8 protein-coding genes are annotated in these 12,617 nt (G+C 31.7%); 3 read left to right on the forward strand and 5 right to left on the reverse strand.

From position 1 onward, the window contains the following. Positions 1–59: 59 nt before the first annotated feature. Complete coding sequence (hutG, locus tag ACYEKI_RS09375) at positions 60–1,040, forward strand: formimidoylglutamase (protein WP_459210928.1); 981 nt, start codon at positions 60–62, stop codon at positions 1,038–1,040. A 39-nt stretch (positions 1,041–1,079) separates the two neighbouring features. Here the strand turns inward: hutG and ACYEKI_RS09380 are convergent, their stop codons facing one another. Continuing rightward, positions 1,080–2,975 carry a T9SS type A sorting domain-containing protein gene (locus ACYEKI_RS09380; protein ID WP_459210929.1) on the reverse strand — a complete coding sequence of 632 codons (1,896 nt, stop codon included), beginning with the start codon at positions 2,973–2,975 and terminating at the stop codon, positions 1,080–1,082. Positions 2,976–3,132: 157 nt separating this feature from the next. Here ACYEKI_RS09380 and ACYEKI_RS09385 point away from each other — a divergent pair, with 157 nt between their 5' ends. Then, positions 3,133–4,374 carry an alpha/beta hydrolase-fold protein gene (locus tag ACYEKI_RS09385; RefSeq protein WP_459210930.1) on the forward strand — a complete coding sequence of 414 codons (1,242 nt, stop codon included), beginning with the start codon at positions 3,133–3,135 and terminating at the stop codon, positions 4,372–4,374. Between the two features lie 11 nt (positions 4,375–4,385). Here ACYEKI_RS09385 and ACYEKI_RS09390 read toward each other — a convergent pair whose 3' ends face one another. Further along, positions 4,386–5,126: a glycosyltransferase family 2 protein gene (locus tag ACYEKI_RS09390; protein ID WP_459210931.1), complete on the reverse strand. Its 741-nt coding sequence runs from the start codon at positions 5,124–5,126 to the stop codon at positions 4,386–4,388. Between the two features lie 119 nt (positions 5,127–5,245). On the opposite strand from ACYEKI_RS09390, the gene ACYEKI_RS09395 reads away from it, so the two are divergent. Beyond that, a complete protein-coding gene (locus ACYEKI_RS09395) occupies positions 5,246–7,345 on the forward strand; it encodes a tetratricopeptide repeat protein (protein WP_459210932.1) in 2,100 nt (699 codons plus the stop codon). On the opposite strand, the gene ACYEKI_RS09400 is transcribed toward ACYEKI_RS09395, so the two are convergent. The 3 genes from ACYEKI_RS09400 to ACYEKI_RS09410 form a co-directional block, all read right to left on the reverse strand. Then, positions 7,342–8,394, reverse strand: a complete 1,053-nt coding sequence (locus ACYEKI_RS09400) for an SGNH/GDSL hydrolase family protein (protein WP_459210933.1) — start codon at positions 8,392–8,394, stop codon at positions 7,342–7,344. The genes ACYEKI_RS09395 and ACYEKI_RS09400 overlap by 4 nt on opposite strands. Before the next feature lie 125 nt (positions 8,395–8,519). Then, positions 8,520–10,436 (reverse strand): vanadium-dependent haloperoxidase, encoded by a 1,917-nt coding sequence (locus ACYEKI_RS09405; RefSeq protein ID WP_459210934.1) that lies wholly within the window; start codon positions 10,434–10,436, stop codon positions 8,520–8,522. Positions 10,437–10,440: 4 nt separating this feature from the next. Further along, entirely contained in the window at positions 10,441–12,573 is a 2,133-nt protein-coding gene (locus tag ACYEKI_RS09410) for a tetratricopeptide repeat protein (protein WP_459210935.1), read from the reverse strand. Positions 12,574–12,617 lie beyond the last annotated feature (44 nt).

Here is a 12,617-nt window from a genome sequence, read left to right on the forward strand (position 1 = left end):
ACAACATTATAATACACCTAAAAGCTAAGGGAAGCTTATTGGTCTTTAATTTATTTGGAATGAAAACCTACAAAAAAACAAATCCACTAATCTGGACAGGTCGCGCATCAAACGACCAATTGTATGTACATGAAAAAGTACGTTGTATCGATCTAGAACAAACAGCGTTATCTAGCATCTCAAATCAAGAAAAGACTTTTGCCTTATTAGGATACGCTTGTGACGAAGGCGTAAAAAGAAATCACGGTCGCCCTGGTGCTATACAAGCCCCTAATGCGATCCGTAATATGATTGCCAAACTTTCTAATCACTTTGATAACGATACACATTTAATCGATGTAGGTGATATTGTATGTCTTGATAATGATTTAGAAAACACACAGCGTGCCATGGCTGCAATGGTACATGAGTTATTAACTTATAATGCTTTTCCTATTATTCTGGGGGGAGGTCATGATCTAGCTTATGCACATTTTAACGGAATCAAAGATTATTTAGAACCACAAGGTAAATCTATAGGTATCATCAATCTAGATGCTCATTTTGATCTTAGAGCTGTTACTAATAAAGGTACTTCTGGTACTCCTTTTTATCAAATAGCACACGAGGCACCTCAAGATCAATTTCATTATTTATGCCTAGGAATTCAAAAAGAGGCTAACAACCGTCATCTGTTTGAAACTGCAGATCGTTTAGGTGTTACCTATCTTGAAAATCACGAATACCATATTAATTATTGGGATAATGTAAAACAGACTTTAGAGGATTTTATGTCCAAAGTTGATCATGTGTATTTAACTATTGATTTAGACGGATTTTCATCTGCTTTTGCACCTGGAGTGAGTGCACCTTCTCCTTTTGGTTTTGCACCAGGAGTAGCAGTACAAACTTTAAAAACCATCTGTAACTCAGGTAAATTGATCAGTATGGATTTAGTGGAATTAAATCCTACTTACGATATCGATAATTCTACCGCTCGACTCGCTTCTCGATTAGTAAGTATAGCGATTGAGTTTATGAATGCTCAATATAATAAATGATAAAAAAACACCTCAATTGAGGTGTTTTTTTTACTTTGTTTACTTCTTTATAATCGTTAATTCCACATCTGTTTGCTTTCCTTTCATTTTAAGAAAATACATTCCTGTTGATAATTTCGAAAGATTTAACTTTCTATTTTTCTGATCCACTTCTTTATCAAAAACAACTTCTCCTCTAATATTAAATATTTTTACAGCTAATTTTTGATCGTTAAAATTAGGTAATACAATATCGTTTGAAAAAGGATTAGGATATATTTTACTTTTCTTAATGTTATTTTTAGACAAATTCAACTTATTTTCAGAATCGTCACTAACACTATTTTTTGTACTTGGATTCATCAAATACATTATACACTGCTCCCCATAATCCGTACTATTCTCTCTAACCTCAAAAATATATTCCATTTCTCTAAAAAAAGGATCATTAGGGATAGTTATACTTGTCGATGTTGTATTAATCCATTTTTTCACCCCTAAAGTATCTGTAATTCTTACGATATAATTTGATGCGCTAGGGAGTCCATAAAAATGTAATTCATCATCAATATTAAAAATATATTTATTACAATCACCATCAATTATCCTTGTTGTTGCGGGTGTTCTAACATAACAGGTATTACCATAATCTAAATCAAAATCAATTCCTGTTGCTTTTACTTTTACACCATAGCTATCATTAGCTTTAAATCTATTGTCATTTCTAATATCAATTGTAGTAGCAGGACTATCAATCGTAAATTCTCCACCTTCTTCGTTTGTAAAATGAAACCTATAGTTTGTAGCTCCCTCTATTGGTTTACATGTTAATTTCATGTCTTCTATATTCAATATTTTCTCACAATATTTGGCAGTTAATTGAGTTTCATTTTCTGGAATTAAAGCAGGGAAATATTCGGTAACACTAAAACTATCAATATACATAGACATTGTGTTTGTAAGATATTGTCTATAATGTCCTAACTTTACTCCATAGTCAACTTGAATAGGGTTAATATCATTAGTTAAAACTACATTTTCTCCTAAAAGTTTTGATGCATCTTTTGTTGTATCCGTGTCAAGAATTGCTTCATATTGCAATTTAATATAATCATAACCTGTAAACACAACTGGATATCCATTGATCCATAATTGTACATAACCATTAGATCGGTAAGAAGGTCTTATTTTTATAATAATACTATTCCACTCTCCTTTTTTTATACCATCTTTAATGTATAATCTTTTACGATTAGCATCCACATGAGTTCTACTCAAATGTCCTTCTATTTCGTCTTTTATAATAGAAGGTGGATCTACATAAAAAGAAAGATCTCTATAAAGATCGTCTGCTGGCGCATTAGGTTCATAAATATAATCTAACGCTGCTATAGTATTAGCCGATAAGTCATATTTTTGCCCTGTTTGAGCATCTCTACCTTGAGGTTTTAATTGAAATAGTTTATGATACGAGTTTGCTATGTTTTGTTCTATAAACTCGTTATCATTAGGTATAAAAACATTCCATTTATAATATAACTTTTTATTACTAGGTGTTCTAAACACAATTTCTGATCTTGTTCTAGAATCTACATTATCCCCCATTCTAGGTATATCATTGTCACGTACTGTTAATTTTAATGCCTTTCTGTTTTGGTTTGTTACATGTCTATTAGATACATCCCAACTATAACCTTTTCCTTCGTATACAATTTTTAAATTACATTCTTGTGAAGGCGATAAATTGGGATCTTCATCCAATTTAGGAACGCAATAGTCATCTTGTCTATCTGTTCCTGTGGGTAAAGTTGCTGTAGCAACTTCTCCTCCAATATTATTTATATCTCTCCAAAAATTCTCATGTTCAAAATTTTGATAATATGGAATTGATACTTGTGCCTGCATAGGCAGGCTAAATAGCAAACATGCTATAACTAAACTATAAATGTTTTTCATGATAAATTATTTTATGTACAAATTAAAGTCAAAACTACATAAAAACACTATTCATTAATTGTAAATAACTTATTTAATTATTCTACAATTATGGCATAAAATTTTCATGCAGTTTGGTTTAACAACAGTATTATATAATGATCTAAACAACCTAAGTATGAAAAACAAAACACTACTCTTTTTTAGCCTTTTAATTATTGGACTATATTCCTCTATCAATGCACAAACTCAATTTTTACAACAAATAGGTGTAAAAGACAGTCTTTATTCTAATTCTTTAAAAGAATCTCGGGCTTTTTATATTCAGTTACCTACAAGCTATACTGCTAATCCTGATCGTAACTATCCTGTCGTATATATTATAGACGGAGAAGTCTTATTGCCTACAGTAACTAATGTTCATGAATTTTATTATGGTGGTTTTATGCCCGAGATGATTCTGGTAGGTATTTCTAATGCACATCATCGCACTAGAGATTTAACTCCCTCTACCATCACGACCAAATATGGTATGCCCTTTAATCAAGAAAACGGAAAAGCTGATCAGTTCCTTCAATTCCTTAAAGAGGAGTTGATGCCTCATATAGCAAAACAGTATCGTACTACATCATATCGTACCTTGATTGGTCATTCTTATGGTGGTTTGTTTGCTATGCATACCTTAATTCATCATCCAGAACTTTTTACTAATTATATCGCTATCGATCCTAGTCTTAATTGGGATAGTCAAAAATTATTACATCAAGCTAAGACTGCTTTGGCTACAAAAAATTATAAAAACAAAGGGTTATATCTATCCTTAGGTGGACAATTGCATATGCAAAATCCTAATATTACTATTGATAATGTGATGCAAGATACCTCTGATTTTACCGAATTTGCTCGATCAAATATTGCTTTTGCTGAGCTTATAAAATCTAATGCTAAAAATGGATTAACTCTTGAATGGGAATTCTTCCCTAAAGAATTACATGGTTCTATTCCTTTTCCTTCTATTAGAAATGGGTTATTGTCTCTTTTTGAATGGTTTCAAATGGAAAAAACCGATCGCTTTAACTCTCCTGATACACCCAAAGAAGAATTATTGAAGATCATACAATATAGAGCACAAAAGCTTGAACAACATTTTGGATATGCTGTAGCTCCTTATCCCGAAGATTTATTTAATATGTCTGGTTATATGAGTTTGCAAGCTGCTCAACCTGAAAAAGCAAAAATGTTTTTTCAATTGGCTATTGATCATTACCCTAAAAGCGCCAATGTATACGATTCTATGGCCGAATTTTACGAAGGTCAAAAGGATTACAAAAAAGCTTCAGAATTTATATCAAAAGCATATAAATTAAGTGGTAGTGATTATCATCAAAAAAGGATGCATGAGATACAAGCTAAATTATAATCACTTTACGATTATTTAAACAATATATTTTTAGCAATTCCTCTTTTGTGTAATAGGTATTGTATTGATACGAGTAGCACTCCTATACCATAAATGATACTTCGTTTAAGGTTTATAGAAGAGCTACTCTCATCATATCGTGTAGGACAAGTGATCTCTCCTATTTCAAAACCTTTATTAAATATTTGACATAGCATTTGATTATCAAAAATAAAATCATCAGAATTGTGTGCTAGGTCAATAGCTTTTAGCACTTTTTGATCAAACGCTCTATATCCACTATGATATTCGGATAGTTTTTCTCCTATAATCAAATTTTGGACAAACGTAAGAAAACGATTGGCTATATATTTATAACGAGGCATTCCTCCTTTTAAGGCTCCGTTGCCCAATATACGTGATCCCATCACAACTGGATATACCTCATTTGCTATCAAATAACATATGGCATGTATAAGTTTGGGCGTGTATTGATAATCGGGATGTAGCATGACTATGATATCTGCTCCTATAGCTAAGGCTTTTTCATAGCAGCTTTTTTGATTTCCACCATAACCTTTATTACTATCATGAGCAATGATATGATGTATACCTAATTTTTTAGCAATAGCAACTGTATTATCTTCGCTTTTATCGTCAACCAAGATGACCTCATCAACAATATCAAATGGTATTTCTTGAAAAGTTGTTTCTAATGTATTTGAAGCATTATACGCAGGTAAAACAACTACTATTTTCTTATTGTTAATCATAGTTAAAATTCCTTCATTGTTATACTTTTCAGTGAAATATACTATTCAAAAATAATGAATTAGCATTATTTCTTTTCAAAAAAGAACTGTATTTTTGATAAGAGTGTTAAATCAAATTCATGCAGCAATCATTTTACGTATGCTTATTATGTAGCTTAGGAATTTCTATTCTTTTTTTGAGTCCTAATCTCTATAATGATTTTATCAATTGGGATGATCCTGCATATATTCTTCACAATCCTTTAATTAAAGATTTATCGTTTGATGGCATACAACGGTTATTTACCACCAAAGAAGTGGTGAGCACTTATGCGCCTTTGGTTTTATTTTCTTGGGCAATTGATTATGCTATAGGTGGTCTGCATCCTTTTATGTATCACTTTACTAACTTATGTATACATCTAATTGTAGTAAGCTTAGTTTATTATTTGGTTTGGCTCATAAGTAAGCGCATCGAGATCGCTTTTTTAACTGCTGTTTTATTTGGTGTCCATCCTATGCATATTGAGGCTGTCGCTTGGATTTCTGCTCGTAAAGACCTTCTATATACCCTATTCTTTATGGCAGGTTTGATCTCTTATTATTACTATCTCCATAAAACAAACTTAAATCAAAAAAGGTTTTATTATATCCTTTGTTTCTGTTGTTTTATACTTTCATTGTTATCCAAAGGTACAGCGGTTATTTTTCCTCTTATTCTATTTACGTTTGATTATCTATATAAAAGAAATGATTATCTAAAATTAATTTTAGACAAGATTCCGTTCTTTATGTTAAGTGCTATTTTCTTTTATATCGCTATTGTAGGTCAAGCTACTGGTGGTGCCATGAATGACCGTCAATTTATTTCTCTTATAGATAGTTTCGCTGTTGGTTTTTATGGCTATGCAACTTATTTAGTAAAAGTCATTATTCCTTTTAATTTAAGTATATATCACCCCTATCCTAATGCTTTAGGTAGTACATTACCTTGGTATTATTATGCTGCTACTATTCCGGTTTTGATGGTATTTTTTGGTACACTTTTTTATACCAAGAAAAAGCGACTAATCGGTTTTGGGATCGCATTTTTCTTTATTAGCCTTATTCCTGTAATTCAAGTACTTCCTTTTGGTTCTGCGGTAACAGCAGAGCGTTATACTTATTTGCCTTATTTTGGACTACTATTACTATTAACTTATGGATTATCTTTTCTGCTACAGCGCTTTGTTACTTTAAAAAGAAGCATTTGTATTCTTATTGGTATTTACATTCTTACATTAGGACTTAGGTCGTTTTTTTATAGTAAAACGTTTAAAAATGCTGCTACTTTATGGTCTAATGTTATTTCGCTATATCCTAATGATTTTTTAGCCTATATGAATCGTAGCAATCACTACATTAATAATCAACAGTATACATTAGCACTAAAGGATTTAAATAAAGGCATCTCTATAAATTCCACCTATTTCTGGTTGTATTACAATAGAGGATTAACCTATCATAAACTGCAACAAAGAGAATTAGCATTAAATGATTATACCACTGCTATACACTATGAAAAATCATATACCTCTAGCTATCTCAACAGAGGTATTATTTATAATGAACTTAATGCTTACGCTAAAGCTATTGCTGATTTTAATACGGTTATACGTCTAGAACCTAAAAACTATAAAGCCTATTATAACAGAGCACTTAACCTTATTGCTCTTAAACAATATCAAGCTGCTATCTCTGATTTAACCTTATTAATCAATGCTGATTTTATGCCTGTACAAACTAGATTAAAACGTGGTGAAGTTTTTGCTACTATAGGAAAAACTACTCAGGCTTTACATGATTTTGATAGCGTAATACATCTAAATCCTAAAATAGCATCGGTATATACGCAAAAAGGAATTCTTCTTTTTGATGCAGGCTTATATATAGAAGCTGAAAAGAGTTTTGATAAAGCAGTTCAGTTAGATACTACTCAAGTTGAAGCTTATATTAATTTAGGAATCATATATATGAATACGCAACGAATGAATGAAGCACTAAGAGCGTTTGATACTGCACAACAATTAATGCCCAAAAATCACCTCATCTATTACAATCGTGCATTATTATTTAGATTAATGAACTTACCTCAAAAAGCACTTAAAGAATTGGATAGTTGCTTATCTATTGTACCTGATTTTATTCCAGCTCAGCAGGATAAAACTCAATTATTAATTGCTATGCAAAGCGATGATTAATGCTGCTTTAGCTGTTTCCATTCCTCCCATAGTGTTTCTCCTATCAACTGATAACCTTCTGCTCTCATATGTTGGTCATAATTCCAATATAAGTGTTCTCCTTGTTGTTCTTTTATTTCTATTATAGGCGTAAAATCAATAAATGGAATTTTCAGAAAATCACATTGTTTTTTTATGGTATTTTGATGTACTCGATAAGATGCTCCTTTTAAGCTTTGGATATCATCACATTCTTGTACACAATATTCTTTTTCAAAAGGCAAATAATAATCGGTAACTTGATTTCGGCTAGGGATATACACTATTACTGGAATTACTTTATTCTCTTCGCATATATATTTAAAAAAGCTTAAGCTTTCTCCTAATAGCGGATTTCTTTTTAAAAATTGTTCTTCTTTATGCAGTGCATTTGTCAAAAATGGATTGAACCTAGACATTTTCATTTCATTGCTAATCCATGGTTTTACATGTGGTGTTAAACTATCTTCTATATGGCTCCATGGATTTCCTTTATGTGGTACTGCTGGCAAGTATAATTGCTTGTCTTTATCAGCTCTAAAACGCAATGCCCCATATGTATTTGCTTGATCAATAATTTCGAGTAATCTAGGTTTAAATGTATTGTAATACTCTGGTTCAAGGTAAAACTCTGGAATTACAGGCATTTTCTTTCCTAGATCGTTAGCATAGATACATAAGAATGCTACATCTGGCTTATAAATAGGAATCATATCTGCTGCTAGTTGCAAATAAGATTCCATACCACAGCCTAGCATTCCTCCATTAAGAGCTTCTACTGTGTTATCACTGGCTTTTTCAAAAACATCAGGAATCGTTTCTCCTTGAGCCGCCATTACTCCTTCTATAAAACTATCTCCAATAAAAAGTGCTCTCGCTTCTTTATCTTTTTTGATATACCATTCCTCATCTCTAAATCCATATAGATTCATTTGATGTTCAAATACTTTAGTCGTATCTGGTAATGATCTCCATAGCCAAGTTTGATCTCTAGAATGTTTTGATCCACTACCATCATAATATAGTTTCATAAAATTTACTCGATCAAAATTTTCAATCTCTCGTATAGGAAAACAATATCTAAAAAAGACTTCTTGGAAAAGAAAAAGTCCGATAATGTATATGATTATTTTAATTACTTTCAATTGAATCTAAGCTATTGATTAAAAAATTGCTTTGCGAAATTTATACTATTCTCTGCCACTTTTTTTCCCATTCTTCTTCCTTCTATATCATCTGCTGGAGGATGAATTCCGCCCCAAACTCTAGATAAACAGGTTTCTATAGCTGCGTCATAAAACGTAGCCCATTGCAATGTTATATCCTCTGAAGGTCCTTCTTCAAAAAGTAAAAACTCATTCTTTTTTGCTGTAAAAGTTTCTAATCCATCTGGAAAATATGGTGATCCTGTCATATAATCAAGTAGTACTGCTCCTGTAGTCGAAAATGTCGAATGTCCAGATGTATAGCCTGCAAAAGGTGGTGTTGCAAAGGTATATCGCTGGTATGGCCACCAGTTTTCTGCTAGTATCCATCCTGTACCAGCTTCATCTGTAAATGGATCATTTATATAATCCGGACCTTTCCAACTATATATCTTTATTTTATTGACATGTTCGTTATCTTTTCCTGCCAATGGATCTCCTTTTTTTACCAAAGCTACGCTTCCCTTTTTTAACGCTAATCCTCGTGGGTTATAATTTGGTAATTTAGGATCAGTTGCTTGTCCTAGTTCTCCCAAGTATCTTATTGCACTTATAGGTCTTACATAATCATAATGAGATTTCACACTCCAACAAGAAATTGCTGCATCGTGAAGCGCTCCTGTCATTAAAAAATAACTTTTGATATCCCATTCAAGCTGAGATAAGGCTTTTCCTTTTCCATTCCATTTTCTTTCAAATGATGACGCATATGATACCTTATTTAAAAATTGTATCCAATGTCCAGGTGGAGATGTTGTATTAGGTCCATCTACCCAAAACTCTGCTATGACTCTACAGTAATCTCCTTGTTTGACTACGTTTTTTTCATACTTCTTCTTCGTGATTGGGTTTTTTATGTTTTTCTTTCTTTTATTTTTTTGAACATTCTCATAATAGCTTTTATATGCTTCTAGTGTTTCTGGCAAATGTTCTTCTATAGAGGTAATTCCTTTGGGAGATATATCCCATAGTGTAGTATTATTTTTATCTAAAGCTCCAGAAAAATCCTGAACCAATTGAAATCCCCAACGATAAGCTGCTTCGCTCACACTATCCTTTGTCTGTATTAACGGTGGTGATCCTGGATCAAAATGAAGATTATCATCAGATGGTGGTAATGCAAATGAAAACACTTCTCCCCAAAATGAGGTTAAAAATTGTGTATTTCCGGGTATCAATATATAATTCCATTCTTTTAATGTCTTATCATAGCCTTTTTTATCTATATAAGACATAATATCTATTGGTTGCCAGTGATTAGGGTCTTTTAATCCTTTGACTCCTGCTATATCAGGTTTTAAATTACCATTAACTTGATTATAATCTTCAGATTCATGATTATCTTCTTCTCTAGAATGATCTTGTGTTCCTAACTCTATAATATAATTAGCTATATAATTGCCTAAAGCTTCTGGACTTCCGTCAAGATAATCATCCTCATTTTTGGTAATATCAAATCCCAACGCATCCATTTGCATATTTAAATAATCAATAGTTCTTCCTTTACTACCATACAAATTATACCTTCCATTTAAAACCCCATAACCAGCATACATAATCGCGATAGTTCTAAGGCTATCGATATTCTGCGAAGGTTTCTTAAAGTTGGGATCAAAAGGTAATTCAAAACCATTGTACATTTTTCCTAAAAAATAGGTCTCTTGTTCAGGATCATATGCTGCCCAAGCATCGTACATCGCTGAACTAACATGAAAAAAATTACGTGCTTGTATTGTTGGTCCTTGTCCATCTTCTTGCACCATTCTAAGCATAATATCTATCATCTTTCTGGCTATACTTTTTTCTTTTTGAGCATAACTAGTATGCATCATAGTTAACATTGTGATAAGTATTATTCTTTGAATCATATCTTTATTGTTTTGCAAATAGTTCTTTTAATTGGTGTACATTATCGTTATTGAGTAATCGTATGTGTATGGTATTTAAAAAAGTATCTGTTTTCCATTTTCTTGAAAATGTTGTTGTAAATGCCAATGCTTGTTGATAATCTGCTGCTTCTAATGCACAGTGAATTCCAAATCGATATGCCTGTTGTTCATCTGGATATTTTAATGCTATTAGTTCTTTGGCTTTTTGTAATGCTTTACCAAATTCTTTCTTTAAAAAATACGCTTCCATTTCTAATAATGTAATCTTATCCTCATAAGGATTATAATAAGAAGCTCTTTTAAAGTCTCTTAATGCTTTATTAAACATTTTATTTTGGCGAGAAGCTATGATTCCTTTGGTTATTAAAGAGTCTGAGGTTAATCTATCGTTCTTAGAAATCGGAATTTCTTTAAGCATCCATTCTCTATTCACTTTTTCTAGAAATTCATGTGTCAATTTAAGATGCGGTGCATGAGCTTCTGCTTTAAGTAATAATGTTCTGGACGTTTTAAAATCTTCTTTTGCAAAAGCGTTAATTCCTTCGTCTAATAGTAGTGCTGCGTAACTTTGATCGCCTCCTCTCCTTACATATGGAGCTAGTTTGTGTAACAATTGAGATTTTCTAGAAGCATATAATTCATCTCCGTCAAGCATTTGTAAAGCATATAATAAAAAACTATCAGAATGTTGATAATATGTTTTGTAAACTCTTACACCTACACTTTCTATACGATAAGAGTGCATTTGCTTGTTCATTAACACTATAAATGTGGGAATAGCCAGAAGTTGTAATACTATTGCAATCTTAATTTTTTGAATATTCCATATCTTCTCATGTGATCTTACTATTACAAGGATTAAGCTTAATATCAGTGGATACGATGTCATATACAAATCCCAATCCATGGGTAATGACATTAACGGATTAATCATAAATAAAAATCCAAAAAAGAGCACTATTGTCAATAGTAATCCTACTAAAATAGGTGTATTCCATCTTATTTTTTTATACTCCAATACGATCATACCTATCAAGAACAGTATCCCTGGAGATATAAAAAAGAATACCATTAGGTAATCTGAAATATGATTCCAACTCAATAAATTATAGGTATCCAAAGGAGCTGGTGGTGAGATTAACGGTAAAAACAATCTATCCATGCCTTGAGCTGTAGCATCAAGTATACGTGAATCATTATAATCTTTGATTACAAAAAAATATATTCCTAATCCTATTAATATCATCGGAATTAAGATATATAGGCTTATATTTTTTATCGTAATGAATCTTCTTGTTTTGGGAAAGTATTGCATTAACACTTCTATAAAAAATAATGGAATAAGAAACACTGCAGGCGTATAAAATCGTATACAAATAAGAAGCAGCGGAATCAAACTCCATAATAAGATCTTATTTTGAGTTGTTGCTACTGTAATAAAAAGTGCTAGCCAACTCATTATTAAAAAAAGTACCAATCCATATGTTTCTATATGACCACAAAAAATCAATACTACGGGAGATGTACATCCTAATGCAACAAGTCCTATTCTATTAAAATTGTCATTTATATGATTTTTAATCATGAACAACCATGTCGCAACAAAACCTGCTCCAAAAAGGGCGTCCATCAACTTAAAGGTATCGTCCATGGTTATATTTAACACATAAGATATTACACTATACAAATGAAATACGCCCCATCTTGCATGTCCTGTTTCTATTTTTATAGAAAATAATTCATTCCAAAATCCTTCTCTAAACTCTAGCATTTTTTCATTTAAGTAAGGACTAAAGTTTTTGGCATCACCATAGTAATCAAACTCAATATTCAAATTATAGAAAACGATAAAAGCTAAACATCCCATAAGTAGTATACCTATAGGTTTTAAATCAAGTCTTATTTGGAAAAATGTTAACTTCTTAAATTGTACTAATATAATCAATAGTCCCACTGCTATCAATATACCATACTTAAAAAATGCAGGCAGAAAAGCTATAAAATGAGTACTCCAGAACGTATCAGGCATCAATACGCCTAATACATACATACAGAAAATACCTAGAGCAACTATAAGCGAAAGTTGTCTTGTTAGCTTTATCAATAAATAATTCATATTGGTTAGTGTCTATCAATGCAATAGCACTTAAATTAACTCAA

This window comes from Aquimarina rhabdastrellae (assembly GCA_947387485.1).
Classification (GTDB): Bacteria; Bacteroidota; Bacteroidia; order Flavobacteriales; family Flavobacteriaceae; genus Aquimarina.